The sequence below is a fragment of the Acidimicrobiales bacterium genome, from assembly GCA_035512495.1.
Taxonomy (GTDB): Bacteria; Actinomycetota; Acidimicrobiia; order Acidimicrobiales; family CADCSY01; genus DATKDW01.
Genome location: DATKDW010000026.1, coordinates 1 through 26,102, shown reverse-complemented (window position 1 = coordinate 26,102; position 26,102 = coordinate 1). Strand labels below are relative to the sequence as shown.

The following is a 26,102-nucleotide window of genomic DNA, read 5'->3' as shown; positions in this document are numbered from 1 at the left end:
TGGTGCTGGTCAGACCCACCGGAGGACTCCCTTTCGCCACGCGTAGAGCAGCGGCAGGGTGAGGACGAAGATGAAGAGGCCCATGGCGCCGAGGCCGTAGACGTCGTAGCGCTCGAGGCCGATGGCCCACGGGAAGATGAAGACCGCCTCCACGTCGAACATGACGAAGAGCAGGGCGAAGATGTAGTAGCGCACCTGTGTCTGCCCGATGGGCGCCCCGACGGGGTCGACACCGCTCTCGTAGCTGGTGAGCTTCTGCTTGTTCGGGTTGTTGGGTCGCAGGACCCGGCCGATGCCGAGGGACAGCGCCATGAGCAGGCCGGCTGCACCTGCGAACACCGCCACCGTCAGGTAGGCGCGAAGGAACTCGGACACGATGGCGGAGCCTAGTGAGCGCCTTCACGACGGGCCAAAGCAGGTGCCTGGCGGCCGCTCCGGAGGCGAGAGGAGAGGTTCGGGTCGGGGATGTGGCACCGGGCGGGGTTGGCGGCGCGATGTCCCGCTCTCCCCGCCCGCTCCGTCGAAAGCGACCTGGGGTGGGGGGCGCCGGGTGCCGTCCTCAGTCCCTCGTGCACCAGAAGATGTCGGTCACGTAGGGCAGCGCGAAGCGCTCGGGGAAGCCGGCCACGACAGCACGTACGCCGGCCTCCACCTCGCGCCGCTCCTCGTCGCTCCCCGCCGCCACGTAGCTCGTGGAGAGCATCCGATCAACGAGCGTCTCCTCGTCGACCTCGTGCTCGAAGCGGATTCGTCGCTGTTGCAACGGGGTGAATCCGCCGGCGTCAGCCACCACCTCCGCCCAGTCGGTCCCCTTCTCGTAGGGACGGCGCCCGTCCCAGTCGATGACCTCGGAGACCGCTGCCACCCAGGGGACCGAGACGTCGCGCTCGTTCCAGACCAGGAGAAGCCCCCCGCTCGGGCGGAGGACCCGCCGGATCTCTGCCAGCGCCTGGCCCGGCCGGAACCAGTGGAAGGCCTGCGCCGCCGTGACGGCGTCGACCGACCCATCGGGCAGCGGGATGGCCTCGGCCGTGCCCTCGAGCACCTCCACGCCGGGCACCGCCGACTGCATCTGCTCGCGCATGGCCGCCACCGGCTCCACCGCCACCACGTCGGCACCGGTCGGCACCAGGAGGCGGGTCAACTTGCCCGTGCCGGCGGCGAGGTCGAGCACCCGGCGCCCGGGGCCGACGCCGAGGTCACCGGTGAGGACCCCGATGACGGCCGGCGGGTACGAGGGTCGACCCCGCTCGTAGGCGTCGCTCGCCGCCCCGAACCCCACCGTCGCCGCCTCGTTGACCTCGTCCACGGACTCGACGCTACGCCGGCCCCGCCACCCGAGATGTGCGCGCACGCTGTCGGCAGCCGACGTCCAGCGCACACAACCCGGACCTGGTGGGGCGGCCGCACCCCGAGTTCTGCGCGCACGATGTCGGCAGCGGACGTCCAGCGCACACAACCCGGACCTGGTGGGGCCGCCACCTCGAGGGCGGGTGGGGGTCAGTCGCCGGCGGCGAGGAGGACGGGGACGGCGTCGCGGGCGAAGTCGATGACGGTGCCGGGCAGGATGCCGACGGCGAGGGTGAACACGGCGGCGATGCCGATGGCGACGCCGGCACCGAGCGGGATCTGGACCGGCGCGATGACCGTCCCGCTCTCCGCGTCACCCATGTCCGCGTCCCCCATGTACATCGCGATGATGATGCGCAGGTACAGGAAGGCGGCGACCACGGCCGAGACCATGGCGATGATGGCGAGGACGTAGCCGCCGTCCTCGACCGCTGCGCTGATCACGTAGAACTTGGCCAGGAAGCCCGAGGTGAGGGGGACCCCCGCTTGGGCAAGGAGGAAGACGGCGAACACGAGCGCCAGGGCGGGCCGCCGGGTGCCGAGGCCCCGGTAGGCGTCGAGGCCGTGGGCGGCGTCGCCCGCCCGGCCCACCAGGGTGATCACCGCGAAGCTGCCGATCACCATGAAGGCGTAGGCCAGCAGGTAGAAGAGCGCGGCGGCCACGCCCCGGTCGGTGGCGGCGTGCACGCCGATGAGGATGAACCCGGCGTGGCTGATGGAGCTGTACGCCATCATCCGCTTCACGTCGTCCTGCACGATGGCGAGGATCGAGCCCACGGCGAGCGTCAGCACGGCGAGGACCCAGATGATCGGCTGCCAGTCGAGGCGGTAGGCCTCGAAGGTGGAGGTGAACACCCGGATGAGGGCGGCGAAGCCTGCCGCCTTCGAGGCCGAGGCGGCGAAGGCGGTGACCGGCGTGGGGGCGCCCTGGTACACGTCGGGCGTCCAGACGTGGAACGGCACCGCGGCGATCTTGAAGCCCAGCCCCACGAGGAGCAGGGCGAAGCCGGCCAACAGGAGGCCGTCGGCCTCGAGCACGTTGCCGGCCAGGAACGCGCCGATGCGGCTGAAGTTGGTGGAGCCGGTGGCGCCGTAGACGAGGGCGATCCCGTAGAGGAGGAACGCCGACGAGAACGACCCGAGCACGAAGTACTTGATCGCCGACTCCTGCGACTCGAGGCGACGCAGGTGGTAGCCGCACATCACGTAGAGGGCGATGCTGAGCGTCTCGAGTCCGAGGAACAGCACGATCATGTCGTTGGACATGGCCATCAGCACGCCGCCGACGCCCGACAGCATCATCAGCACGTACAGCTCGGGGCCGTCGAGGCCCTCCCGGCGCAGGTAGTCGTCGGCCAGCAGCGCGGCCAGGGCCACGGAGACGGCGATCAAGACGGTGAAGAAGATGCTGAAGCCGTCGATGGTGACGGCATCGGCCACCGCGTTGAACGGGCCCCGCTCGGGGTCGGTCACCCGGCTCCAGAGTGGGATGCACGTGACCAGGACGACGGCCGAGGTCACCACGGTGAAGGTGGCGTAGGCGCCGCGGGGCGCCCGGGCACTGGTGACCGCGGCGATGGTGAGCATGAGGATCGGGGCGCCGGCGAGGACGAGCAGCGGGATGAGGCCCGACCACTCGATCTGTGGCACCTCCAGCTGGCTGACCTGGCCGATCTGGCCCAGCACGGTGGTGCCCATCACCCACCCTCTCCGTCGTCGTCACCATGGTCGTCACCAGCGGTAGCACCGCCGGCCGCCGCCACCCGGGCGGCCGGCCCCTCCACCGTGACGGCGGGGACCTCGAAGTCGGAGAACTCCTCCACGTGCGCCACCAGCCGGTTCACGGCAGGCTCGATGCGCTCGAGCATGGGGCGGGGGTAGACGCCGAGGAAGACGATGGCCACGAGCAGCGGGGCCATGATGAGGCCCTCGCGGATCGTCATGTCGGGCGTGTCGAGGTTGGCCTCGTCGGGTTCGCCGTGGAACACCCGCTGGTAGGCCCAGAGCAGGTAGATGGCCGCGAAGATGACCCCGAGGGTCGCCACCACCGCCCACCACCGCCGCGTCGGGAAGCTGCCGAGCAGGATGAGGAACTCCCCGACGAAGCCGTTCAGGCCGGGGAGGCCGATGGAGCTCAGCATCACCACGGTGAACACGGCGGCGAGCACCGGGGCCACCTTCTGCAGGCCCTTCAGCTCGGCGATCAGGCGCGTGCGGCGACGCTCGTAGATCATGCCGACGAGGAGGAACAGCGCCCCGGTGGAGATGCCGTGGTTGACCATCTGGACCACGCCACCCTGGAGGCCCTGGGTCGTGAAGGCGAACGTGCCGAGGACGATGAAGCCGAGGTGGGCCACGGAGGAGTAGGCGACGAGGCGCTTCAGGTCCTTCTGGACGGCGGCCACGATGGCCCCGTAGATGATGCCGATCACACCGAGGGTCACAAGCACCGGAGCCGCCCAGGCCGCCGCCTCGGGGAAGAGGTAGAGCCCGAAGCGCAGGAACCCGTAGGTGCCGAGCTTGAGGAGCACGCCGGCCAGGATCACCGAGCCGGCGGTGGGCGCCTGGGTGTGGGCGTCGGGCAGCCAGGTGTGCAGGGGGACCAGCGGCACCTTCACGGCGAAGGCAACCGCGAACGACAGGAACAGCCAGCGGGCGGCGTCGCCCACCACCGCCTGCGACTCGGCGATGGTCACCAGGTCGAAGGTGAGGTCGCCGCCGGTCGCCGAGGCGTGCAGGAACGCGGTGGCCAGGATGCCAACGAGCATGAACGCCGAGCCGAGCATGGTGAAGAGGAAGAACTTGGTGGCGGCGTAGACCCGCTCGCCGTAGCCCCAGCCGCCGATGAGGAAGTACATCGGGACCAGCACGATCTCGAACATCACGAAGAACAGGAAGAGGTCCAGGGAGAGGAACACGCCCATGCACCCCGCCTCCAGGAGGAGGATCCAGGCGGTGTAGGCCTTGGCGTCGTGGTGGGGCTTGACCGCCAGGAGGGCCAGCGGGAAGAGCAGTCCGGTGAGCACGACGAGGAACAGCGAGATGCCGTCGACGCCGACGTGCCAGGAGATCCCGAAGTCCTCGATCCAGGAGTGGCGAGAGACGAGCTGGAAGCCGTCGTCGGCGATGTCGAAGGTGGTGAGCACCACGACCGTCAGGGCGCCGACGCCGACCGAGCCGGCCACGCCGACGAGGCGCATGACCTCCGGGCGGGTCCGGGGGAGGATCGCCACGATGACGGCGAGGATCGCCGGCAGGACCACGAGGCTGGTGAGGAGCGGGAAGCCCGGGCCGTTGCCGGCCGGCGTCTCCAGGGCGAGGAAGGGCAGCAGGGGCGTCACTGGATTCCGGTCCTGGTGAGGAAGAAGGCGAGGAGGAGCACGGCGCCGGCGGCCACGCCGAGTGCGTAGCTGCGGACCAGGCCGGTCTGGACCACGCGGAGGCGCTGGCCGCCGCTGCGCACGAGGGTGCCGACACCGTTGACGGCGCCGTCGACCCCCTTGCCGTCGAGCACGAACGCGCTGATCTCCGCCAGCTTGCGCCCGGGACCGTCGACGAGGAGGGAGATCCCCTCGTCGATTCGGTAGGCGCGGAGCAGCAGGTCGGGCTCGACCCGCTCGGGGGCGACGCGGCGGTGCAGGTAGACGAGGGCGGCCGCCGTGATGCCCGCCACGGCAGCGACCACGGCCAGGACGGCGAGGATGACCTTGGTGGCGGTGGCCACGCCGATGTGGGCCTCGTTGCCCTGGAGGACCGGCTCGAGCCAGTGCCCGAGGAAGTGGAGCCCGGAGGTGAACGGCAGGTTCAGGCCACCGGCGACCACGGCGAGGACGGCGAGGACCACGAGGGGCGCTGTCATGGTCCAGGGCGACTCGTGGGGGGTGAGCTCGTGGACCGTCGAGACCTGCGCCCGCTCGTGCTGGGGGGCATCCGCGCTCACGCTGGCGGTGGCGGTGGCGGTGGAGGTCTCGCTCCACCTGGCCTCCCCGAAGAACACCATGAACACCTGGCGGCTCATGTAGTAGGCGGTGAGCAGGGCGGTGACGAGGCCGACCGCCCACAGCACCGGGCTCTTGGCGAAGGCGTAGAGCAGGATCTCGTCCTTCGACCAGAAGCCGGCGAACGGCGGGACCCCGGCGATCGCCAGCCAGCCCACGATGAAGGTGGCCGCGGTGATCGGCATGAAGGCGCGCAGGGCCCCCATGCGGCGCATGTCCTGCTCCTCGTGCATGCCGTGGATCACCGACCCGGCGCCGAGGAAGAGCAGCGCCTTGAAGAAGGCGTGGGTGACCATGTGGAAGATGGCGGCGACGTAGGCGCCGGAACCGACGGCGAGGAACATGAAGCCCAGCTGGCTGATGGTCGAGTAGGCGAGCACCTTCTTGATGTCGCGCTGGGCCACGGCGATGGTGGCGGCGAAGAGGGCGGTGGCGGCGCCGACCCACGCGATGGTGGTCGGCACCCAGGTGAAGGCCTCGGCGATGATCGGGTTGACCCGCGTCAGCAGGTAGACGCCCGACGTCACCATGGTGGCGGCGTGGATGAGCGCCGAGACCGGGGTGGGGCCGGCCATGGCATCGGGCAGCCAGACGTAGAGCGGCAGCTGGGCCGACTTGCCGATGGCACCGACGAAGAGCAGCAGCGCGATGCCGGTGGCCGTCACGGCGGGGAGGGACCCGGCGTTGGCGAGGATGCCGTCGTCGCCGGCGTAGGTGATGGTGCCCAGGGTCGCGAACGTGAGGAACGTGGCGAGGAGGAAGCCGGTGTCGCCGATGCGGTTGGTGACGAACGCCTTCTTCCCGGCGCTGGCGTTGGCCTCGTCGGTGAACCAGAACGAGATCAGCAGGTACGAGCAGGCGCCGACCCCCTCCCACCCGAGGAAGGTGAGGAGCAGGTTGTCGCCCAGCACCAGCATGAGCATCGAGAAGCAGAAGAGGTTGAGGTAGAGGAAGAACGTGGAGTACCGGGCGTCACCGTGCATGTAGCCGATGGAGTACAGGTGGATCAGCGCCCCGACACCGGTGATGAACAGGACCATGGTGAGCGAGAGCGGGTCGACCAGGAAGCCGACGTCGACGCTGAAGCCGCCGGCGGGCAGCCAGGTGAAGAGCGTGAACACCGTCTGGCGGTGGTGCTCGTCCTCGGCGAGGAGGCCGAGGTAGGTCACCACGCCGGCGGCGAAGCTCCCGGCCACCATGGCGGTGGCGAACCACCCGGCGAGGGGTTCGCCCATCCGACGGCCCGCGACGAGCAGCACGGCGACGCCGAGCAGGGGCAGGGCAGGGATCAGCCACACGGCACTGGTCAATGTCGTCTCCTCAACCGCGCAGCAGCGAGATGTCGTCGGCGGTGGCGCCGGGGCGGCGACGCATGATGGCCACGATGATCCCGAGACCGACCACCACCTCGGCGGCGGCCACGACGAGCACGAAGAACACGACCACCTGCCCGCCGATGTCGTTCAGCATCCGGGCGAAGGTCACGAACGTGAGGTTGACGGCGTTGAGCATGAGCTCGACGCACATGAACATCACGAGCGGGTTGCGGCGCACCAGCAGGCCCATGGCCCCGATGGTGAACAGCATGGCCGAGAGGATCAGGTACCAGCTGGAGTCGACGGTCACGTCCGGCTCCCCTCGTCGATGCCGCCCCGGGGACGGCGGGCCAGCACCACGGCGCCCACCACGGCGATGACCAGCAGCGCCCCGGTGGCCTCGAAGGCGAAGACGTAGTCGGTGAACAGCGCCCGCCCCAGCAGCACGGTGTTCGAGCCGTCACCGTCGAGCGGGCCGATGACCGACTCTGCCCCGGTGGAGACCTGCGCGGCGCGGACGGCGAGCAGGGCGAGGAGGCCGAGGCTGGCCACCGCCACGACGGCGGCCGCCGGCCGCTGGCCGCCGATGGGCTCGGTCTGGAGGTTCTCGGCGGTGTCGACCCCGAGGAGCATGATGACGAACAGGAAGAGCACGACGATGGCGCCGGCGTAGACGATCACCTGCACCGCAGCGAGGAAGTGCGCCTCCTGGGCCACGAAGAGCACCGCCACCCCGAACAGGGTCATGACGAGCATCAGGGCGGAGTGCACCGGGTTGCGGGAGAGGATCACGCCGAGGGCGCCGGTGAGGATCACCACGGCGGCGATCAGGAAGACGACGGTCTCCATCAGTGATCACCCTCCTCGGAGGCGTCGAGCACCGGCGCCGCGGTGGCGGACTGGCCGACCTCCGGAGCGCGGACCCCGTAGCCCAGCTCACCCGACCAGAGGACCCGGCCGGCGTAGGCGGCGGAGCCGCCGGTCGAGGTGGCGCGCATCCACGCCGAGGTGTGGGTGTCGTCGCCCTCGCGCCAGTCCTCCCAGGGCAGGCGGCGGGGGCGACCGTCGTCGTCGACCAGCAGCTGGTCCTTGGTGTAGATGGCGTCGTCGCGGTTGGTGAAGGAGAACTCGAAGAGCTTCGACTCGGTGATGGCCTCGGTGGGGCAGGCCTCCACGCACAGGTCGCAGTGGATGCAGCGCAGGTAGTTGATCTCGTAGACGTAGCCGTAGCGCTCACCGGGGCTGACCGGGTCGTCGGGCGGGTTGTCGGCGCCTCGGACGTAGATGCAGCGCGCCGGACAGACACCGGCGCAGAGCTCGCAGCCGATGCACTTCTCCATGCCGTCCTCGTACCGGTTGAGGACGTGGCGGCCGTGGTGGCGCTCCGGCTTCGGCCGCTTGACCTCCGGGTACCGGTGCGTGACCCGGGGACGGAACATCTGGCGCAGGGTCACGCCGAACCCGCTGAAGTAGCCCACTAGCCCGTCACCTCCCCGAACTCGTCGACCGCCTCGAGGTCCCGACGGCGGTCGGACACTCGCATGGCGGCGAGCAGGGCGGCAAACGCGAGGAGGCCGACGACGAAGCTCCCGACCAGCACCACGGCCCAGTTCCAGCCCTCGTCGCGGCCGACGCGGATGGCCGCGATGAGGAGCAGCCAGCCGAGCGAGAGGGGGATGAGGCGCTTCCAGCCGAGGTCCATCAGCTGGTCGTAGCGGAGGCGCGGCAGGCTCGCCCGCATCCACACGAACAGGAAGAGGAAGGCCAGCAGCTTCGCCATGAACCAGAACGTGGGCCAGATGATCTCGGGGCCGAAGAGGATCGGGCCGGCGGGGCCGCCGAGGAACAGCGTCACCATGATCGCCGACATAGTGATGGTGTTCATGAACTCGGCGAGGAAGAACATGCCGAAGCGGATGGAGGAGTACTCGGTGTGGAAGCCGCCAACGATCTCCTGTTCGGCCTCGACGAGGTCGAACGGCGGGCGGTTGAGCTCGGCGGTGGCAGCGACGAGGAAGATGAAGAAGGGGACCCCGGCGGTGGCAACCAGGTTCCAGTTCAGGATGGACCCGGCCTGGGCGGCGACGATGTCGTGGGTGGACAGCGAGCCCGACAGCAGGATGACCGCGACCACGGAGAGGCCGAGGGCTGCCTCGTAGCTGACCATCTGGGCCGAGGCCCGCACCGAGCCGAGCAGCGGGTACTTCGAGCCCGAGGACCAGCCGGCGAGCATGATGCCGTAGACCGCCACCGACGACATGGCGAGCAGGAACAGCACACCGACCTGGGGGTCGGCCACCTGCATGTAGGTGGTGCGCCCGAAGAGGGTGATCGAGCCGTCGCCGCCACCACCGAACACCCCGCCGATGGGGACGACGGTGAAGGTCAGGAAGGCGGGCGCCACCGACAGGTAGGGCGCCAGGCGGAAGATGAGCTTGTCGGCCCGGTCGGGCGACAGGTCCTCCTTGAAGATCAGCTTGATGCCGTCGGCGAGGGTCTGCAGCAGTCCCCACTTCCCGGCCCGGTCGGGACCGACGCGCGCCTGCATGTCGCTGATGATCTTGCGCTCGAACCAGATCATGAAGATGACGCCGACCATCACGAACGTGAAGCCGATGAGCGCCTTGACGAGGACGAACAGCACGACCGTGAGGTCGATGCCGTCGGCGAAGAGCGGGTCACCCATCAGCGCGCTCCTGGGAGGTCGAGTCGGTGATCGTCTCGACGCGGATGTCGGTCACGGGCTGCGAGGCGTCGATCAGGTCGGCGGCACCGGCTCCGGGCTGGTTGAAGGTGAGCACAGCCGAGCCCCGGGGGACGCCGGGGTCTGGGGCGACCTCGAGGACCAGCGAGGTCCGGCTGGAGGTGCACCGCACCCGGGCGCCGCTGTCGAGGCCGAGCCGGTCGAGGTCGGTGGCGTTCACCCGGAGCGGCGCGGCGACGGCCAGGCCCGCCAGCGCCGGGGCGTGCTGGTTGATGGTGCCGTCGTCGTAGAGGCGGCGCGACGCCACCAGGCGCAGGGAGTAGCTGTCGACCGGTGGCAGGTTCCGGGACGCGGGGACGGGCCCGAAGCGCAGCACCGCCGGGATGCGGGGCGTGGCGTCGTCGTCGCTCCCGCCGCCGGAAGGGCCAAACGCCTCGTCGACGTCGCTGGCCTCCGGGTCGGCGGCAGCCTCCTCCACCGCCTCGGTGGTGAGCTCGCCGGCGAGGATGCCGTCGAAGCCCTCACCGGACTGGATCCGCTCCCAGGTGATGCCGGCGTGCGAGGGGGCCAGCCGCGACAGCTCGGCCCACACGTCCTCGACCGACTCGATGCCGAGGTCGCCACCGAGGCGCCACGCCAGCTCTGCTGCGACCATCCAGTCGGTCCGAGCGGTACCCGGCGCGGTGACCTTCTGGTGGAGCCGGCTGATCCGCCCCTCGATGTTGGTGGTGGTGCCGGGCTTCTCGCCGAAGCCGGCGACCGGCAGCACCACGTCGGCCTGACGGTTGGAGTCGGTGGCGAAGCAGTCGAGGGCCACCACGAAACCGGCCCCCGCCAGCGCCCGGCGGGCGAGGTCGCGGTCGGGGAAGTCGGCGAGCGGGTCGGCACCGAGGAGCACCAGCACCCGCACCTGGCCATTGGCCGCAGCTTCGAGGATCCCGGCGGCATCGAGCCCGCGCTCGGCGGGGAGGTCGCCCCACTCGGCGCCGTACCACTCGCGGCCCTCGTCGAGGGCGACCCGGCCCGGGAGGAGCCCGGGGGCAAGGCCCATGTCGAGCGCGCCGTGGACGTTCGAGCGCCGGAGGGCCGACAGGAAGGTGGTGGCCGGCGCCGACTCGAACAGGACCGAGGCGGCATCGAGGATCGACTGCCCGGACTCGGCCAGCGACGGGCGCCCGAGCACGCAGGCGACGGTGCCGTCGCCCAGCAGCCCAGCGGCCTCGGCATGGGGGCCCTCGCCGGCGAGGAGGTCACGCATGACGCCGGCGGCCTCGCCCGGCCGGTACCGGAACGAGGCGGCGGCGTAGCGCGTCAGACCGGTGGCCGCGGGGCTGAGCTCGATGATCTTGAGCCCGCGCTCGACCACGGCGTGGCGGAGGCGCAGGTACAGCACCGGCAGCTCCTCCTTGACGTCAGGAGCGAGCAGCACGACGGTGTCGGCGGCGCAGACCTCGTCGATGGTGGCCCGGGGCAGGCCGACCACGGCCTCCGCCGGCAGGCCGTCGCCGATCTGGGCGTCGACCGAGTCGGTGCCGATCACCGAGCGAGCCAGCTTGGACCACGCGTAGGCGTCCTCGTTGGTGAGGCGGGCGCCGCCGAGCACGGCCACCGAGCCGGGGCCGTGGCGGTCGCGAGCACCAGCGAGGGCCTCGACCGTCGCACCGAGGGCCTCGGCCCAGCCCGTCTCGACGAGGGCGTCACCGTCGCGGCGCAGCGGGGTCCCGAGGCGCCGGTCGCTGTCGAACGCCTCGTGGTCGTAGCGGCCCTTGTCGCAGAGCCAGCCCCAGTTGACGGGGTCGACGTCGACGCCGAGCTGGCGGACGAGGCGGTCCTGCGAGCTCTGGAGCGCGATCCGACAGCCCACCGAGCAGGAGGTGCAGGTGGACTCCACCTGGTCGAGGTCCCACGGGCGGGTCTTGAAGCGGTACGCCACCGAGGTGAGCGCGCCCACCGGGCAGATCTGGACCGTGTTGCCGGAGAAGTACGAGGCGAATGGGTCGTCGGGGAAGGTGTTGACCTGGGTCTCGCTGCCCCGCCCGATGAAGCTGATGAGCGGGTCGCCGGCGACCTCGGAGGCAAAGCGGGTGCAACGGTCGCACAAGATGCAGCGCTCCCGGTCCATGGTGACCAGGTCGCTCAGCGGGATCGGCTTCTCCCAGTGGTTCTTCTGCTCGACGAAGCGGCTCTCACCGGGACCGAACGCCAGGGTCTGGTCCTGCAGGGGGCACTCGCCGCCCTTGTCGCAGACGGGGCAGTCGAGCGGGTGGTTGATGAGCAGGAACTCGAGGATCCCATCCTGGGCCTTCTTGGTGACCTCGGAGGTGGTGTCGACGCTCATGCCCTCGGCCACCGGGATCATGCAGGCCGGTTGGAGGGAGGGGCCGCGCCCGGTGTCGATCTCGACGATGCACATGCGGCACATGCCCACCGGGTTCATCCGCGGGTGGTAGCAGAAGCGCGGGATGTAGGTGCCCTCGCGCTCGGCGGCCGCGATGACCAGCTCGCCGGGGGCGGCCTCGACGGTGCGGCCGTCGACGGTGATGGAGACGGTCGTCTTGGTCTCGTGCTCGGTGTCAGCCACGGGCCGCGCCGCCTTCCTTGATCATCACCAGGTACTCGTCGCGGAAGCGCCGGATCGACGAGGCGATCGGCGAGACCGCCGAGGGACCCAGCGGGCAGATGGTGGTCTGCTTCGGGGGCCAGGCGATCCCCGGAGAGATGTTGTCGGACACGTCGAGGAGGAGCTCGAGGTCTTCCTCGCGGCCCGCCCCGTCGATGATGCGACGCAGGATCTTGGCCAGCCACCCGGTGCCCTCGCGGCACGGTGTGCACTTGCCGCAGGACTCGTGGGCGAAGAACCGCACCAGCGAGTAGGCGGCACGCACCACGCAGGTGGTCTCGTCCATGATGATCACCGCGCCCGAGCCGAGCATGGAGCCGGCCTTGTCGATGCCGGACTTGGTGAGGGGCAGATCGAGGTGCTCCTCGAAGAACCACGGTGACGACGCCCCGCCGGGGATGAACGCCTTGAGGGCGCGGCCGTCACGGATGCCCCCGCCGTAGACCGGCGCTTCGATGAGGTCGCGGAAGGTCGTCTTGCCGAGCTCGACCTCGTAGACGCCGGGGGTCTTCACGTGGCCCGACACGGCGAACATGCGCATGCCCGCCCCCTCCTCGTTGCCGATCTCGGTGTAGGCGGCAGCGCCGTTGTCGATGATCCAGGGGATGTTCGCGAGCGTCTCGACGTTGTTGACGATGGTGGGCTGCATGTAGAGGCCCTTGACCGCGGGGAAGAACGGGGGCTTGAGGCGGGGCATGCCGCGCTGGCCCTCGAGGCTCTCGATGAGGGCGGTCTCCTCCCCCACGATGTAGGCGCCGGCGCCCCAGTGCAGCACCACGTCGAGGTCGTAGCCCGTGCCCATGATGTCCTTGCCGACGTAGCCGGCCGCGTAGGCCTCGTTGAGGGCGGTGGCGAGGCGCTCGTGAGCAACGGGCATCTCGCCGCGGACGTAGATGAAGGCCTGGGCGCAGTCGGTGGCGTAGCTGGAGATGATCACGCCCTCGATGAGCTGGTGGGGATCACGCTCCATGAGGAGACGGTCCTTGTAGGTGCCCGGCTCGCTCTCGTCGCCGTTGACCACGAGGTAGCGGGGGAACACCCCTTCCGGCAGGAACCCCCACTTGACGCCGGCGGGGAACCCGGCGCCGCCGCGGCCCTGCAGGCTGGCCGCCTTGACCTCAGCGCCCACCTCGGCCGGGGTCATCGCCAGCGCCTTGCGCAGCGCCCCGTAGCCCCCGGTGGCGAGGTAGCCGTCGAGGGTGTGGGCGTCGTCGCGGTCGAAGCGCGCTGTGGTGATCTTGGGAGCGCTGGTGACTGCCATCTAGCGGACCTCCGGAGCGAGGCCCTCGGCGCCGCGTCCGACCCACCGGTCGGGGGCGGGACGCTGGCGGATGCGGGTGAGGGTGCCGTGGGGCGGGATCTCGTCGTCGCGCCGGCCGGCGCGCAGATCGTCGAAGAGAGCGTCGGCGTCGGCGTCGGTGACCCGGTGGACGTAGCGGTAGTTGACCTGGAGGGCGGGCGCCTCGGTGCACGCGGCAATGCACTCGACGTGGTTCAGCGTGAAGGTGCCGTCGGCCGTGGTGGCCCCGGCGTTGATCCCGAGGCTGCGCTCGCAGTGCTCGAGCAGCTCGTCGCCACCCATGAGGTGGCACGAGATCGAGGTGCAGACGTTCACCACGTAGCGACCGACCGGTTCGCGCTTGAACATCTCGTAGAAGCTGCAGGTGCCGAGGACCTCGGCGGGGGTGAGGTCGAGCAGCTCGCCGATGTGGGCCATGGCCTCGGGGCTGACCCAGCCATCCTGCTCCTGGGCGACGTGGAGCAGCGGGATCAGGGCGGAGCGGCTGCGCGGGTAGCGGGCGATGATCTCCCGGGCGAGCTCGACGTTGGCGGACGACAGGCGGGACATCAGCGATCGACCTCCCCCATCACGGGATCGACGGAGGAGATGATGGCGACGGCGTCGGCCACGAGGCCGCCGCGCATCATGTGAGGCAGCGCCTGGAGGTTCACGAACGACGGCCCCCGGATGTGCATGCGGTAGGGCTTGGAGCTGCCGTCGGAGACGATGTAGCAGCCGAGCTCGCCACGAGGGGACTCGACCGCGGCGTAGACCTCTCCCTCGGGCACCTTGAAGCCCTCGGTGAAGATCTTGAAGTGGTGGATCAGGGCCTCCATCGACTCGTCGATGCGGGCCCGGGGCGGCGGGGTGACCTTCTTGTCCTGCACCCGGTGGTCGCCCGCCGGCATGGCCTCGACGCACTGGCGCACGATGCGCATCGACTCGCGGATCTCGTCCATGCGCACCGAGAAGCGGTCGAGGGCGTCGCCGTAGGTGCCGATGACGACGTCGAAGTCGACCTGGTCATAGGCCAGGTACGGCGTGTCGCGGCGAAGGTCCCACGGCACGCCGGTGGCGCGGAGGATCGGCCCGGTACACCCCATGGCCAGGGCCTCCTCGGGGGTGAGGACGCCCACGCCCTGGCTGCGCTCGTGCCAGATGGGCTGGCCGTGGAAGAGGTCCTCGTGGTCGGGCAGGCGGGACTCGATCTCGTCGACGAGGGCGGTGACCTCGTCCTCCCAGCCGTCGGGCAGGTCGGCGGCCACCCCGCCCACGCGGATGTAGTTGTTGTTCATCCGCAAGCCGGAGCAGCGCTCGAAGAACGTCAGGATCTCCTCGCGCTCGCGGAAGCCGAAGATCATCGACGTGGTCGAGGCCATGTCCATGCCGTTGGTGGCGAAGTAGAGGAGGTGCGACGACATGCGGTTGAGCTCGCACATCAGCATGCGGATCCAGGTGACCCGCGGGGGCAGCTCGAGGCCGAGCAGCTTCTCGGTGGCCATGGCGAACACCAGCTCGTTGAACAGCGGCGACAGGTAGTCCATCCGCGTGGTGTTGGTGGTGCCCTGGAGGTAGGTGAGGGACTCCCCCGTCTTCTCCATGCCGGTGTGGAGGTAGCCGATGATGGGCTTGGTGCGCAGCACCGTCTCGCCCTGGAGCTCGAGCATCAGGCGCAGGACGCCGTGCGTGCTGGGGTGCTGGGGCCCCATGTTGATGATCATCGTCTCGTCGTCGCCGATGGTCTCGTCGTCGATCGTCTGGGTCAGCTCGGCGACGTCGGCCTCCGACATCCGCAGCACCGCGCCCGACTCGCGGAGCAGCTCGGTGGCCGCCACGCTGCCACGGGCCATCATCTCCTGAGCGCCCTCGCTGGTGTCGGCCCCCACGCCGCCGGCGCGCTGGTCGTGGTGTGCGGAGTCGCTCATCTCACCCCCGGGGTGCCCTTGAAGGCCACGGGGATCTCCCCCACGGCGTAGTCCTTGCGCAGCGGGTGACCCTCCCAGTCCTCGGGCATGAGGATGCGGGTCATGTCGGGGTGGCCGTCGAAGGCGATGCCGAACATGTCGTAGACCTCGCGCTCCCCCGCCTCGGTCCCGGGGTGGACACCCCACAGCGACGCCACGGTGGGGTCGCCCTCGGGGACCTGGGTCCGGAGGCGGAGGCGGGCGCGCTGCTCGAGCGACACCAGGTTGGCCACCACCTCGAAGCGCTCGGGTGCGACGCCGGCCGGCAGCGTGCGCCCGGTGTGGGTCAGGTAGTCGACCGCAGTGATGTCGGTGCAGAGGGTGTAGCCCTCGTCGCGCAGCGCCTCCACCACCTCGAGCCAGCGCTCGCGCTCGACGTGGAGGACCTCGTCGCCGAAGGTGCGGGTGACGAGCGCGCCGTGCCGGGTCTCCGGTTCGGGCACGCCCTCTCCCTGCGCCTCCTCGTCGGGCGCCACGTCGCTCTGGCCGTCGCTCATGTGGGAGTACCCAGGTGGACGGGCTTGCGCTGGAGGGTGACGGGGACGTCGCCGGCCTCCTGGGCCTCGACGTGGATGCCGGCGCCGGCGCCGGTGGCCCGGCGGCGCTGGGTGAGCTCGCCGGTGCGGATGAGCTCGTGGAGGGTCAGGATCGAGTGCAGCAGCGTCTGGGGGTTCGGGGGGCAGCCCGGGGCGTAGACGTCGACGGGGACGACCTGGTCGACCCCCTGCACGATCGCGTAGTTGTTGAACATGCCGCCGGTCGAGGCGCAGACGCCCATCGACAGGACCCACTTGGGCTCCATCATCTGGTCGTAGACCTGCCGGAGCACCGGTGCCATCTTCTGGCTCACGCGGCCGGCCACGATCATCAGGTCGGCCTGGCGGGGCGAGGGCCGGAAGACCTCCATGCCGAAGCGCGACAGGTCGTGGTGGGCGGCGCCGGTGGCCATCATCTCGATGGCGCAGCAGGCCAGGCCGAAGGTGGCGGGCCACACGCTGTTGCTGCGCGCCCACTTGACGACGTCCTCGAGGGGGCCGGTGAGGAAGTTGTGCTGCATGCCCTCGAGGCCGTTCGGTGCCGGCATCAGGCGTGGACCTCCTCGGGCGCGGGGGCGGTGACGGGACGCCGCTCGGAGCCGGCGACGAGGCCGGGCGAGGTCACCCGGCGCACGCCGGGGCCGGGGGCGCGGCCGAGCGCGGCAGCGGGGTCGAGGCGGCGCATCCGCTTGCGTGGGCCCCAGTCGAGGCCCCCCTGGGAGATCTCCCAGGCGAACGAGAGGAAGAACGGCACGATGAAGAGCATCATCACGCCGAGGCCGTAGCCGCCGAGCTCACGGAAGACCGTGGCCCACGGGAACAGGAAGATGATCTCGATGTCGAAGATGATGAAGATCATCGCCACCAGGTAGAACCGCACCGGGAAGCGGCGGGCGGGTTCCCGGCTGGGCACGATGCCGCACTCGTAGGGCGCCAGCTTGGCGTCGGTGGGGCGCGAGGAGGCGACCATCTTGGTGGTCACCAGGCTCAGCACGACGAAGCCGACGGCGAGCACGAACATGACGACGATCGGCAGGTAGTCGTCCATCACCGGACCCTAGCGACGAGCGCGGGGCCCGCCGAAATGCTCATGGGGCAGCAGCCAGCGCACGAGCACGGGCCTCGCTGGCCGCCTTGTCACGCCGGTGCAGCGCGTTGCAGGCCACCCCGAAGATGATCATCGAGGCGATGGTGATGACCGCCGGCGGCAGGCGCTCGCTGCCGAGGTCCCGCACCATCACGATGGAGTGGATGGGCCGGGTGGGGTCGGCCTCGGCCGGGGGCGGCGCCTCGCCGAAGGCGACCTCGACCTCGACCACCTGCTGCACCTGCACGATGGCGTGGTGGGGCGGGTGCGACAGGGGGAGCTGTGAGAGCAGGGCGTCGGGGTCCTTGCCGCCACGGTCGAGGACGCCGATCACGACGTAGTCGCTGGTGGTCTCGAACTGGGCCACGGGACCGGACCCGGCGATGGCCTCGTCGGCGGCTGCGCTGGCCTCGCCCCGCGAGGGGTCGTCCGCGGGGATCTGGGTCCAGTCGGAGAGGTCACGCGCCTCAGGCAGGGCTACCCCCTCGAGGTTGCGGGGGTCGTCGTGACGGACGATCTCGGTGACCTGCCAGGTGGGCGAGTCGCCCACCAGGCCGATGGCGTAGATCCACCAGGTGCCGGCCATGAGCATCATCCAGCCGGCGAGGCCGGCGGCGGCGATGAGGAACCCGAGGCGGGTGCCGGTGTTGGTGGCGAGCAGGAGGTAGACCGAGCCGCAGAGGATGGCCACGGCGACCGCCACGATGGCGATGCCGCGGAGGGCAGGATCCCAGGGGAGGCTCAGGGCGAGGAGGAGGGCGCCGCTCACGAGCCGCCCCCGTTCCGGTTGGCGCGGTTGCCGCCGGCCGCCTGTCGCTCCGTGAGCTCGCGCTCGTAGTCCACGATCGCCTCGATCTGCTCCTCGGTCAGTACCTGCGAGAAGAAGGGCATGCGGCCGCTGGACTGGCCCTGCTCCCCGTACTGCTCGCCCAGCTGGCGCCCGTTGGCCACGAAATCGATGTGATCCTGGCGGTCGGGGAACTGCTCCAGCACGTTGTAGAGCGGCGGCCCGAAGGCACCCGAGCCTGGGGCCACCGGCTCGTCGTACGACCACCCCTTGGTGTGGCAGCGGGCGCAGTGCAGGTTGAACAGCGCGGCACCGAGGGTGGCGGGCTGGTCGCCCAGGCCGCGGATGCGCTCCTGCTCCGCCTCCATGGCGGCAAGGTTCTGCTGACGCGCCTCTTCGGGGGAGATGGCGATGCTGTGCATGTAGAGGATGAGGTTCTCGAGCTGCTGGCTGGTCATCGGACCGCCGCCCTCGATGCCCCACGCTGGCATCGGCGAGAACGGCCGGCCGAAGGTGAGGACGTCGAAGATCTGCTCGTCGGTCATCCGCAGGGTGACGTCGTTGAGCGACGGGGCGTACCACTGGACCTGGCGGAGGGTGCCGTCGGGGTCGGTGAGGGTGGCGGGAACCTCGCCGCCGATGGCGGCCATGCCGCCATGGCAGCCGGCGCAGTTGAAGCCCCCCTGGTCGGTGGCGGCGAAGAGGGCGCCGCCTCCCACCGGCTCGGAGCCGGCGCCGTGGACGTAGGTGACGCCCTCGCGCCGCTCGCGCATGTTGTCGATGGCGCCTGCCTGGCGGCCTGGCTCGGCAAGCCAGTAGAGGGGTAGGCCCACGCCGATGACGGCCAGGCTGACGAGGCCCCACGAGAGCGCCCGCTCGAGCCTCGGGCCCTCGAGCTGCTCGTCGTCGTAGTAGGGCTTGCGGTTGGGGGCCAGCTCGATCTCGGAGCCGATCTCGGGCTTGGCGCGCTTCATGTTGGTGAGCAGGTAGAGGCCCCAGCCCACGACGACGACGACGGCCACGATGATGGCGATGGCCTGCTGGGCGGAGATGGGGGCGGCATCGGCCGCGCCGCCGCCACCGCCGCCGGTGGCGGCTGCGATGAGGAGATCCATCAGTGGTCACCCCCGCCACCGACGCAGTTGGGGCCCTCGGCCTCCTGGCCGGTGGTGTTGGTGCCCTTGGCCGGGCCCTCCACCACGAGGCTCGTGTCGACGCTGACCACGCCGCTGTCGCCGACGGTGACGGCGAAGCGGTCCATGCCGCGGGGTGCGGGGCCGCCCTTCCACTCGCCCACCCGGCTGTACTTCGACCCGTGGCAGCCGCACTCGAACCACTGCGAGGTGTCGCACCACGGGACGCGGCAGCCGAGGTGGGGGCACTTCTGGTAGAGCGCCACCAGGCCGGCCTCCATGCCGGGCAGCACGGCGTCGGAGTAGGCGTTGGCCGCCTTGCCCACCGCCGCGCTCGGGTACGGGTTGAGGTAGAAGCGACCCTCGGCGACGTAGAAGGGCTCGTGGCTGTCGCGGATCGAGGACAGGATGTCGTCGACCCGGCCCACGGTGATGGTGGAGCCGAAGCCTGCCGAGAGCTGGGGCCACAGGAACGCCAGCACGGCCGCGCCGAAGCCGGAGAGCCCGAGGCCGAACATGGCGATGATGCTGCGGTTGAAGAACTGCCGGCGGGTGACGCCGAGGGTCTCGGGGTCGGGCGGGACGTAGGGAGCGGGCGGTCCGGAGTCGAAGCGCTCGAGCTCGGTGCCGGCTGACGCCCGGGCCATGGCGGCCTCGCGCTCGACCTCGCGACCGGTCCGGGGACGCTCGTCCTCGTCGACGGCGAGGAACGGGCTGTCGCTGCGGTCCCGGCGGCGCGTCTCGCTCGACAGGGCGCGGTCGGTGTCGCGCCGACGAGCCGTGGTGAAGAGCACGAGCGCCGCCAGGGCCACGAGGACCGGGATGGCGATCGTGAGGACGGTTGTTCCTTCCAAGGTTGCTCCTACTGCCTAGAACTCGAAGAAGATGCCGTCGGCCCAGGGGAAGACGAAGTTGAAGCCAGGTCCCCGGAAGAACGAGCCGATGATCACCAGGACCGCCCAGAACATGAGGAAGATGGTGAACAGCGAGATCGCGAACTTGCGGTCCTCGGGTCGATGCGACGGGTTGCGGTCGGTGTAGGGCGCCAGGATCAGGGCGAACATCCCGATGCCGGGGATGGTGACGCCGGCCACCATCGGGTGGAACAGAGCGAGCAGCTCCTGGAGGCCGAGGAAGTACCAGGGCGCCTTGGAGGGGTTCGGCGTCATGTTGAAGTTGGCCAGCGTGAGCAACGGGGCGTTCACGAGGGCGGCGAAGACGAGCAGGAACGCGGTGGCCAACAGGGCGGCCACGAACTCGACCACCAGCAGGTGGGGCCAGGTGTGGACCTTGTCGACCGGCTTGGCCTTGACGTCCTGGATCGAGCCCGACTTGACGACCGTGAGGAGGCGCTGGGTGTGGCCCTCGGGGCCGGTGGTCAGCGGAGGGGCCTGCGAGCCGGCGGTGGCCACGGCGCCACCGGCGCCGGCCGGGGCGCGCTCCTTGGTCGCCACGCCGCCGCCCTCGGCGGGGGCGGCGCCGCCGCCCTCGGCCTTGGCCTTGGCCGCCTTGGATCGATCGAGGAGGTGGGCCGGGATCTTGCCGGTGTCCTCGGCCTCGGCGTCGCTGGCCGCGACGGCAGCGTCGTCGTCAGCGGGCGCGGCTTCCTCCGGGGGGGCGTCGGGCGTGGCCGCGGCCTTGGCCTTGGCCTCCGCTGCTCGCTTGAGGAGGTGCTCGGGGATCTCGGTCATGTTTCCCTCGTTGCCTTGAGGCGTCGCCGTGGCCCTACAGGGGCCCGGAGATGCCGCCGTCCTTGCGGACCCGCCAGAAGTGGATGGCCATGAAGATCACGAGCACGAACGGGAGCATCAGCACGTGGAGCACGTACCAGCGCAGCAGCGTGTCGGTGCCGATCTCCACCCCGCCCAGGAGCACGAAGCGCACCTGGTCGCCGAACACGGGGGTGTAGCCCATCATGTTGGTGCCCACCGTCACGGCCCACAGCGCCAGCTGGTCCCACGGCAGCAGGTACCCGGTGAAGCTGAGGAGCAGGGTCAGCGTGAGCAGGATCACGCCGATGACCCAGTTGAACTCGCGCGGCGGCTTGTAGGCCCCGTGGTAGAAGACCCGAGCCATGTGCAGGAACACCGCCAGCACCATGAGGTGGGCCGCCCACCGGTGCATGTTGCGCACCAGCAGGCCGAAGGTGACCGAGGTCTGGAGCGTGTAGATGTCGTTCCACGCCGCCGCCGCCGTCGGGCGGTAGAAGAACATCAAGAAGATGCCGGTGACGGTGAGGTGGATGAAGAGGAAGAAGCTCAACCCGCCGAGGCACAGCGTGTAGGAGACCTTGACGGCGTGGCGCTTCACCTTCACCGGGTGGAGGTGGTACAGCACCGAGTTCATGACCACGTACGACCGGTTCCTCGGGCTGTCGGTGTATCCCTTCCGGAAGATCGAGCCCGGTCGGAAGATCGAGCTCCAGGCCTGCGACCCCTGGATCTGGTCGCCGAGCTTGCTCAGCCGGTCGGCGAGCTGGGCGCCCCGGCCCTTGTTCTGGATGGTGTTCGCCATGCCTGTGCCTCGTTGTCCTTATCGCTCGGAGGATCGCCGTGCGGCGGTGACGGGGACGGGGACGACCCGCAGCCTAAGCACGCTCGCGGCGTGACGGAGAACCGGGGCCTCGGGCATCAGAAGCGCATCCCGTAGCCGTAGCCGTGGTTGTTGTCGCGCTGGTGCTGGTCGCCGTCGCGGGCGGCGACACCGGCCTTGCCGAGGACGATCACGCCGGTGGGGCAGCGGTCGACGCAGAGGGCGCAGCGGGTGCAGACGTCCTCGTCGACCACGAAGATCACGTGGTCGTCGGGGTCGAGGCCCGGCGCTGCGGTGTTGGTGGCCTCGGCCACCGCCTCTGTGGAGAGCATGTGGATGCACTTCCAGGGGCAGATGTCGACGCAGCCCTCGCACATGATGCACTCGGACTGGTCGATGTGGAGGAACTGCTTCGGCTTGACCGAGGCACCGAGGGCGTCGGTGTCGATCTCCTGGAGGATGTAGTCCCCCGAGAAGGTCGGCATCGGGGGGTTGGCGTCGGTCTTGGCCATGCTCAGGCCTTCCGGGCCAGCGGCCGGCCGTACGGCGAGGTCGGGATCTCCTTGGGCTTCTCCTTGCCACGACCCTGCCAGATGGCCCACAGGGCGATGTGGCCGCCGAGGAACACCACGTAGATGATCGTGGCGACCAGGTCCTTGAGGACCCGGTAGGTGATCTCGATGGGGCCGGCCTCGATGATCCCGAAGGGCCCGGACACCAGGCGGTCCTGACGCCAGTTGAGCTCGCTCTCGGCGAGGGTGAGCCACTGGTGGGGCACGACGCCGTACGCCAGGGTGAAGATGGCGAAGACGTAGGTGGCGGCCACCATGGCCTCGCCCCACGTGAGGGGCGTGCCGGGCGGACGGCGCTTGCCGTAGGCGACGATGGCGACGCTCATGAGGATCGTTGCCAGCGTCGATGCGATGAGAGCGACCACCCGGCGGACCTCCTCGGCAACCCGGCTCGTGAAACTTCTCACATTGTACGCCCGCGAGGCGGTCACGCCACACCGGGTCGGCCTCTGGTCTACCACGGCCCCTCCCGGGCCGGCACATCGGGCCGACTTGGCCATCGCCTCGAGAGGGCCCCTAGTGTGAGCGCCTGATGGCAGCCCCGACCGAGGGGGCTGAGCTCCGTTGGAGGCTGATCCGTGACCGACGTCCCCGAGCACCTGCTGCGCCGATCGCGAGAGCGCCGCTCCGCCGGCGACGGTGACAGCGGCGACGCCGGCGAGGCACCGGCCGCCGACGCACCGGCGACCGACACCCCGGCCAGCTCGGGCGAGGCGGCCCCCGTCCCGGCCACCCAGGCGCCGGTGGGCACCGCCGCCGAGCCGGCGCCGCCGCCCCCCCCGCCCCCGCCCTACGTGGAGGCTGCCCAGCGCCGGGCGAAGATCCCCGTCTGGGCCGCCCCCGTGCTCGCCATCCTCCCGCTGTGGGCCCTCATCTACGCTGGCGCCCTCACCGAGTCCGGCGAAGCGCTCGACCCCGTGCTCGCCGAGGGCCAGCAGATCTTCGCCGCCCAGTGCGCCGGGTGCCACGGCGGGGGCGGCGGCGGCGGCTCCGGCCCGCCGCTGACCGAGGTCAACCTGACGTTCTCCGACCCCCAGCAGCACCTCGACTGGGTCGTCGACGGCTCCCCGGCCGCGGGGACCCCCTACGGCGACCCCGACCGACCCGGCGGCCAGAAGATCTCCCAGCAGGGCTTTGGCGCCATGCCGGGCTTCGGCAACGCCCTCACCGACGAGGAGGTCCTCGCCGTGGTCCGCTACGAGCGCGAGGTCATCGGCGGCGAGGAGGAGCCCACGCTGGCCGAGGGTGCCGAGGGCGAGGGCGGCGACGACGACTGATCTCCGGGCCGCCGGCGCGAGTCGCCGTCGGCCGCCGGGGCGGTCCACACTGACGAGGTGAGTCCCACCACCGACTACGACGTGCTCGTCGTTGGGGGCGGCCCTGCCGGGGCGGCCACCGCCTACTGGCTGGCCGAGGCCGGCCACCGCGTGCTCGTGGTCGAGAAGAAGGTCTTCCCCCGGGAGAAGACCTGCGGCGACGGCCTCACGCCGCGGGCCGTCCACCAGCTGGCCGAGATGGGCCTCGAGGACGCCATCGCCCGCGACCACCACCGCTTCGACGGCCTGCGCACCATCGCCCACGGCGTCACCCTCGAGCTGGCCTGGCCCGACCACCCCGTGTTCCCCTCCCACGGCTACGTCGTGCGCCGCCGCGACCTCGACCAGATGGTGGCCGACCACGCCGTCAAGGCCGGTGCCACCCTGTGGCAGGGCACGGAGGCCGTCGGCCCGATCTTCGACCGTGGCCTCCTCACCGGCGCCTCGATCAAGCACAAGGAGAGCGGCGCGGTGCGCGACGTCACCGCCCGCTACGTGGTGGTGGCCGACGGGTCCAACTCGCGCTTCGGGCGGGCCCTCGGCACCAGTCGCATCCGGTCGTGGCCCCAGGGCATGGCGATCCGGGGCTACTACGAGAGCCCGATGCACGACGACCCCTGGATCGAGTCGGCCCTCGACGTCCGCGACCGCAACGGAGCGTCGCTGCCCGGCTACGGCTGGATCTTCCCGGTGGGCGACGGCACCATCAACGTCGGCATCGGGCTGCTCTCCACGTTCCGCGACTGGAAGTCGGTCAACACCTCCCACCTGATGGAGGAGTGGGCGGCCACCGCCCCGGCGCACTGGGGCATCACCCCCGAGGCCAAGGTGGGCGAGCCCACCGGTGGGCGGCTGCCGATGGGCGGCTCCGTCGGCCCCAAGTCGGGTCCCACCCACTTGGTGGTGGGCGACGCCGCCGGGTCGGTCAACCCGTTCAACGGCGAGGGCATCGACTACGCCTACGAGACCGGGCGCATGGCCGCCGACGTGCTCGACGAGGCCCTGCACACCGGCAACGGCCTGGCCCTCCAGCGCTACGAGCAGATGCTCGAAGCCGAGTACGGGCTCTACTTCAAGGTGGCCCGCACGTTCGTGAAGATCATCGGGCGGCCCACGCTCATGCGCGAGCTCACCCGGGTGGGCATGCACTCCCGACCCCTGATGGAGTGGGTCCTGCGGATCATGGCCAACCTGCTGCGACCCGACGAGGTCGGCCCCGCCGAGGCGGCCTACAAGGTCGTGGCCCAGCTGGCCCGAGTCATCCCCGAGCCCTCGGCCTGACCGACCCCCGCTGGGGCGAACTGGCACCAGATCCGCGCCGGCGAACAGCGCGATCCTGGTGCCAGAACGGGTTTTGGGGGTCAGCCTTCGAGGCCGAGGTGCATCAGCGGGCCGCCAGCAGCTCGTCGAGACCGACACGACCGGCCCGCAGGCCACGGTCCTGCAGGGCGCGGAGGTCGCCGGCCGCTTGGGCATTCTTCAGGGTGGAGAAGCCGAACCCCCGACCGGGGATGTCGAGGTCGGACGGGTCGTCGCCCACCACCTGGAGGAACACCCCCGAGGGCGGGCCGCCCTTGTGGAGCTGGCCGGTGGAGTGGAGGAAGCGGGGGCCGATGCCGACGGTGGTGGCCACCCGGAGCCGGTCGCGGAGGGCCACGCGGGTGGCCTCGAGGGCAGTGAGGAGGTCGATGTCCCCGGGGTCGACGAAGGCCTGGACGGCCAGGTGGTCGCCCGGGCCCACCAGGTCGAGCAGGTCGGACACCGCGGTGGTGGGGATGTCGGAGAGGCCCTCGTCCAGCACCGTGGCGGTGGCCTCCTTGGCGGCGGCCACATCGGGCTGGTCGAAGGGGTTGATGCCGAGCACGGCGCCGCTGAGCGCCACCGCCTGCTCCCAGAGCAGCACCAGGCCGCCGAGGTCGAGGGGGTCGCCGTAGGCGAGCGTGACCACCGGGTGCCCGGCTGCTGCCAGCGCGTCAAGGGTGGCGCGGTGGTCGTCACCGACAGCGACGAAGAGGCGGTCGTCGCCGTAGGCCTCGGGCCCGGCGAGGGGCTCGCCCGTCACCGGCACGATCCCCTCTCCCGCCTTGCCGGTGGACTCGGCCACCAGCTGCTCGAGCCACAGGCCGAAGGTGGCGATGCCCTCGGGCAGCACCAGGGTGAGCTTGTCCCGCCCGGCCCGGGCGCCGGCGCCGAGGATGGCGCCGAGCCGCACGGCCGGGTGGTCGTGGTCGGAGGGTCCGTGAGCGGCGGCGACCGCCTGGGCCCGCTGCAGCAGACCGACGACGTCGACGCCCATCAGCGCCCCGGGCACGATGCCGAAGTGCGACAGGGCCGAGTAGCGGCCGCCGATGTCAGCCCGGTTCTCAAAGGTGGCCCGGAAGCCCCGCTGGCGAGCGAGCTCGGCCAGCTCGGAGCCGGGGTCGGTGATGGCGACGAAGCGGCTGCCCCTGTTTGCCCCGCTCTCCGTTCCTCCGGCGATGGGGCCGCACGCCGCCCAGAAGTGCTCGAGCTGGCTGCGGGTCTCGATGGTGGTGCCCGACTTGGACGCGGCCACGAAGAGGCAGCGGTCGAGGCCGAGCTCGGCGATGCGGGCGATGGCCGCAGGGTCGGTGGTGTCGAGGGCGCGGAGGTCGAGCCGGGCGGGTGGGAAGGACCGGGCCAGCACCTCGGGGAACAGCGACGAGCCGCCCATGCCGAGCACCACGGCGTGGCGGAGCCCGTCGGCGGCGGCCGCCGCGGCGACCCGCTCGATCTCGGGCAGGGCGGCGGCCATGTCGTCGACCACGTGCAGCCAGCCCAGGCGGTCCGCGACCTCGGTGGGGTCGTCCTGCCAAAGGGTGTGGTCGCCGGACCACATGCGTGGCCCCGCCCGGCGCTCGGTGAGGTCGGCCACCGCCGCCGCCAC

The 26,102-nt window shown here is 70.8% G+C and carries 26 protein-coding genes; 2 read left to right on the top strand and 24 right to left on the bottom strand.

The window, feature by feature from the left end; translation table 11 throughout:
* Nucleotides 1-9: 9 nt before the first annotated feature.
* The 23 genes from VMN58_03270 to VMN58_03160 all read right to left on the bottom strand — a co-directional run bounded on the left by VMN58_03270 (nucleotide 10) and on the right by VMN58_03160 (nucleotide 22,246).
* Nucleotides 10-375 (bottom strand): NADH-quinone oxidoreductase subunit A, encoded by a 366-nt coding sequence (locus VMN58_03270; protein HUF32216.1) that lies wholly within the window; start codon nucleotides 373-375, stop codon nucleotides 10-12.
* A 184-nt stretch (nucleotides 376-559) separates the two neighbouring features.
* Nucleotides 560-1,309: a class I SAM-dependent methyltransferase gene (locus VMN58_03265; protein HUF32215.1), complete on the bottom strand. Its 750-nt coding sequence runs from the start codon at nucleotides 1,307-1,309 to the stop codon at nucleotides 560-562.
* Nucleotides 1,310-1,500: 191 nt separating this feature from the next.
* Nucleotides 1,501-3,048, bottom strand: coding sequence for an NADH-quinone oxidoreductase subunit N (locus VMN58_03260; protein ID HUF32214.1), 1,548 nt, complete (start codon nucleotides 3,046-3,048; stop codon nucleotides 1,501-1,503).
* Entirely contained in the window at nucleotides 3,048-4,691 is a 1,644-nt protein-coding gene (locus VMN58_03255) for an NADH-quinone oxidoreductase subunit M (protein ID HUF32213.1), read from the bottom strand. Before VMN58_03255 ends, VMN58_03260 begins: the two co-directional genes overlap by 1 nt.
* Nucleotides 4,688-6,658 carry an NADH-quinone oxidoreductase subunit L gene (gene nuoL, locus VMN58_03250; GenBank protein ID HUF32212.1) on the bottom strand — a complete coding sequence of 657 codons (1,971 nt, stop codon included), beginning with the start codon at nucleotides 6,656-6,658 and terminating at the stop codon, nucleotides 4,688-4,690. The genes VMN58_03255 and nuoL overlap by 4 nt, the downstream gene beginning before the upstream one ends.
* Before the next feature lie 10 nt (nucleotides 6,659-6,668).
* On the bottom strand, nucleotides 6,669-6,974 hold the full coding sequence (nuoK, locus tag VMN58_03245; protein ID HUF32211.1) for an NADH-quinone oxidoreductase subunit NuoK: 306 nt from the start codon (nucleotides 6,972-6,974) through the stop codon (nucleotides 6,669-6,671).
* A complete protein-coding gene (locus VMN58_03240; protein HUF32210.1) occupies nucleotides 6,971-7,513 on the bottom strand; it encodes an NADH-quinone oxidoreductase subunit J in 543 nt (180 codons plus the stop codon). Before VMN58_03240 ends, nuoK begins: the two co-directional genes overlap by 4 nt.
* Nucleotides 7,513-8,142, bottom strand: a complete 630-nt coding sequence (gene nuoI / locus VMN58_03235) for an NADH-quinone oxidoreductase subunit NuoI (protein ID HUF32209.1) — start codon at nucleotides 8,140-8,142, stop codon at nucleotides 7,513-7,515. The genes VMN58_03240 and nuoI overlap by 1 nt, the downstream gene beginning before the upstream one ends.
* Nucleotides 8,142-9,350, bottom strand: a complete 1,209-nt coding sequence (gene nuoH / locus VMN58_03230; protein ID HUF32208.1) for an NADH-quinone oxidoreductase subunit NuoH — start codon at nucleotides 9,348-9,350, stop codon at nucleotides 8,142-8,144. The genes nuoI and nuoH overlap by 1 nt, the downstream gene beginning before the upstream one ends.
* Nucleotides 9,343-11,949: an NADH-quinone oxidoreductase subunit NuoG gene (gene nuoG / locus VMN58_03225; protein ID HUF32207.1), complete on the bottom strand. Its 2,607-nt coding sequence runs from the start codon at nucleotides 11,947-11,949 to the stop codon at nucleotides 9,343-9,345. The genes nuoH and nuoG overlap by 8 nt, the downstream gene beginning before the upstream one ends.
* Nucleotides 11,942-13,249: an NADH-quinone oxidoreductase subunit NuoF gene (nuoF, locus tag VMN58_03220; GenBank protein HUF32206.1), complete on the bottom strand. Its 1,308-nt coding sequence runs from the start codon at nucleotides 13,247-13,249 to the stop codon at nucleotides 11,942-11,944. Before nuoF ends, nuoG begins: the two co-directional genes overlap by 8 nt.
* Nucleotides 13,250-13,837 carry an NADH-quinone oxidoreductase subunit NuoE gene (gene nuoE, locus VMN58_03215; protein ID HUF32205.1) on the bottom strand — a complete coding sequence of 196 codons (588 nt, stop codon included), beginning with the start codon at nucleotides 13,835-13,837 and terminating at the stop codon, nucleotides 13,250-13,252.
* Nucleotides 13,837-15,195, bottom strand: a complete 1,359-nt coding sequence (locus VMN58_03210; protein HUF32204.1) for an NADH-quinone oxidoreductase subunit D — start codon at nucleotides 15,193-15,195, stop codon at nucleotides 13,837-13,839. Before VMN58_03210 ends, nuoE begins: the two co-directional genes overlap by 1 nt.
* Nucleotides 15,192-15,731, bottom strand: coding sequence for an NADH-quinone oxidoreductase subunit C (locus VMN58_03205; protein ID HUF32203.1), 540 nt, complete (start codon nucleotides 15,729-15,731; stop codon nucleotides 15,192-15,194). The genes VMN58_03210 and VMN58_03205 overlap by 4 nt, the downstream gene beginning before the upstream one ends.
* Entirely contained in the window at nucleotides 15,728-16,318 is a 591-nt protein-coding gene (locus VMN58_03200) for an NADH-quinone oxidoreductase subunit B family protein (GenBank protein ID HUF32202.1), read from the bottom strand. The genes VMN58_03205 and VMN58_03200 overlap by 4 nt, the downstream gene beginning before the upstream one ends.
* Nucleotides 16,318-16,818, bottom strand: a complete 501-nt coding sequence (ndhC, locus tag VMN58_03195; protein HUF32201.1) for an NADH-quinone oxidoreductase subunit A — start codon at nucleotides 16,816-16,818, stop codon at nucleotides 16,318-16,320. The genes VMN58_03200 and ndhC overlap by 1 nt, the downstream gene beginning before the upstream one ends.
* Before the next feature lie 40 nt (nucleotides 16,819-16,858).
* Nucleotides 16,859-17,626: a hypothetical protein gene (locus VMN58_03190; GenBank protein HUF32200.1), complete on the bottom strand. Its 768-nt coding sequence runs from the start codon at nucleotides 17,624-17,626 to the stop codon at nucleotides 16,859-16,861.
* Nucleotides 17,623-18,759, bottom strand: coding sequence for a cytochrome c (locus VMN58_03185; protein ID HUF32199.1), 1,137 nt, complete (start codon nucleotides 18,757-18,759; stop codon nucleotides 17,623-17,625). The genes VMN58_03190 and VMN58_03185 overlap by 4 nt, the downstream gene beginning before the upstream one ends.
* Complete coding sequence (locus VMN58_03180; GenBank protein HUF32198.1) at nucleotides 18,759-19,631, bottom strand: Rieske 2Fe-2S domain-containing protein; 873 nt, start codon at nucleotides 19,629-19,631, stop codon at nucleotides 18,759-18,761. The genes VMN58_03185 and VMN58_03180 overlap by 1 nt, the downstream gene beginning before the upstream one ends.
* A gap of 15 nt (nucleotides 19,632-19,646) precedes the next feature.
* Nucleotides 19,647-20,468, bottom strand: a complete 822-nt coding sequence (locus VMN58_03175) for a menaquinol-cytochrome c reductase cytochrome b subunit (protein HUF32197.1) — start codon at nucleotides 20,466-20,468, stop codon at nucleotides 19,647-19,649.
* A 34-nt stretch (nucleotides 20,469-20,502) separates the two neighbouring features.
* Nucleotides 20,503-21,291 carry a selenite/tellurite reduction operon b-type cytochrome ExtP gene (gene extP, locus VMN58_03170; GenBank protein HUF32196.1) on the bottom strand — a complete coding sequence of 263 codons (789 nt, stop codon included), beginning with the start codon at nucleotides 21,289-21,291 and terminating at the stop codon, nucleotides 20,503-20,505.
* Nucleotides 21,292-21,407: 116 nt separating this feature from the next.
* Nucleotides 21,408-21,821: a 4Fe-4S binding protein gene (locus VMN58_03165; GenBank protein HUF32195.1), complete on the bottom strand. Its 414-nt coding sequence runs from the start codon at nucleotides 21,819-21,821 to the stop codon at nucleotides 21,408-21,410.
* A gap of 2 nt (nucleotides 21,822-21,823) precedes the next feature.
* On the bottom strand, nucleotides 21,824-22,246 hold the full coding sequence (locus VMN58_03160; GenBank protein ID HUF32194.1) for a hypothetical protein: 423 nt from the start codon (nucleotides 22,244-22,246) through the stop codon (nucleotides 21,824-21,826).
* 213 nt (nucleotides 22,247-22,459) lie between these two features.
* Here VMN58_03160 and VMN58_03155 point away from each other — a divergent pair, with 213 nt between their 5' ends.
* Nucleotides 22,460-23,158, top strand: a complete 699-nt coding sequence (locus VMN58_03155) for a c-type cytochrome (protein ID HUF32193.1) — start codon at nucleotides 22,460-22,462, stop codon at nucleotides 23,156-23,158.
* A 57-nt stretch (nucleotides 23,159-23,215) separates the two neighbouring features.
* Complete coding sequence (locus tag VMN58_03150) at nucleotides 23,216-24,478, top strand: geranylgeranyl reductase family protein (protein HUF32192.1); 1,263 nt, start codon at nucleotides 23,216-23,218, stop codon at nucleotides 24,476-24,478.
* A 103-nt stretch (nucleotides 24,479-24,581) separates the two neighbouring features.
* On the opposite strand, the gene VMN58_03145 is transcribed toward VMN58_03150, so the two are convergent.
* A partial coding sequence (locus tag VMN58_03145; protein ID HUF32191.1) for a hypothetical protein occupies nucleotides 24,582-26,102 on the bottom strand: 1,521 nt, incomplete at its 5' end.

What these genes read in the sequence shown, in the direction of transcription:
- VMN58_03260 (HUF32214.1), bottom strand. Translation starts at nt 3,048, where the DNA reads ATGGGCACCACCGTGCTGGGCCAGATCGGCCAGGTCAGCCAGCTGGAG.
- VMN58_03240 (HUF32210.1), bottom strand. Translation starts at nt 7,513, where the DNA reads ATGGAGACCGTCGTCTTCCTGATCGCCGCCGTGGTGATCCTCACCGGC.
- nuoH (HUF32208.1), bottom strand. Translation starts at nt 9,350, where the DNA reads ATGGGTGACCCGCTCTTCGCCGACGGCATCGACCTCACGGTCGTGCTG.
- nuoF (HUF32206.1), bottom strand. Translation starts at nt 13,249, where the DNA reads ATGGCAGTCACCAGCGCTCCCAAGATCACCACAGCGCGCTTCGACCGC.
- nuoE (HUF32205.1), bottom strand. Translation starts at nt 13,837, where the DNA reads ATGTCCCGCCTGTCGTCCGCCAACGTCGAGCTCGCCCGGGAGATCATC.
- VMN58_03210 (HUF32204.1), bottom strand. Translation starts at nt 15,195, where the DNA reads ATGAGCGACTCCGCACACCACGACCAGCGCGCCGGCGGCGTGGGGGCC.
- VMN58_03205 (HUF32203.1), bottom strand. Translation starts at nt 15,731, where the DNA reads ATGAGCGACGGCCAGAGCGACGTGGCGCCCGACGAGGAGGCGCAGGGA.
- VMN58_03200 (HUF32202.1), bottom strand. Translation starts at nt 16,318, where the DNA reads ATGCCGGCACCGAACGGCCTCGAGGGCATGCAGCACAACTTCCTCACC.
- ndhC (HUF32201.1), bottom strand. Translation starts at nt 16,818, where the DNA reads ATGGACGACTACCTGCCGATCGTCGTCATGTTCGTGCTCGCCGTCGGC.
- VMN58_03185 (HUF32199.1), bottom strand. Translation starts at nt 18,759, where the DNA reads ATGGATCTCCTCATCGCAGCCGCCACCGGCGGCGGTGGCGGCGGCGCG.
- VMN58_03175 (HUF32197.1), bottom strand. Translation starts at nt 20,468, where the DNA reads ATGACCGAGATCCCCGAGCACCTCCTCAAGCGAGCAGCGGAGGCCAAG.
- extP (HUF32196.1), bottom strand. Translation starts at nt 21,291, where the DNA reads ATGGCGAACACCATCCAGAACAAGGGCCGGGGCGCCCAGCTCGCCGAC.
- VMN58_03165 (HUF32195.1), bottom strand. Translation starts at nt 21,821, where the DNA reads ATGGCCAAGACCGACGCCAACCCCCCGATGCCGACCTTCTCGGGGGAC.